1 protein-coding gene is annotated in these 273 nt (G+C 47.6%); it reads right to left on the bottom strand.

Annotated features, from left to right (window positions below; translation table 11 throughout):
• The coding region (locus tag AC0L20_RS41025) for a hypothetical protein (protein ID WP_473295830.1) at nucleotides 1-273 on the bottom strand (273 nt) is incomplete at both ends.

Consider the following 273-nt stretch of genomic DNA (forward strand, 5'->3'; position numbering starts at 1 on the left):
GACGCTATCAACACCTTGGTCATCTTGTTCATGTAAGCGTAACGCCCTTCAATATCTTTCATACGTGACTCATCAGTCGGCGCTTGCGACGAGTCGAGTGCAACATAAGGTTTGTAAACAATCCCGTAGCGTTCTCCAATGGATTCCATCTGTTCTTCTATGGCGTCCATTCTTTTCTCAAGTGCCGTAAGCCTTGAAGGAGTGTCAGTGGGCGCACTCGGGTCTTTACCCACAGCCTTCGCGTTTTTCCCTTCGTTGATGGAAAGAATATTG

The organism is Bradyrhizobium sp. Kon58 (assembly GCF_055807455.1).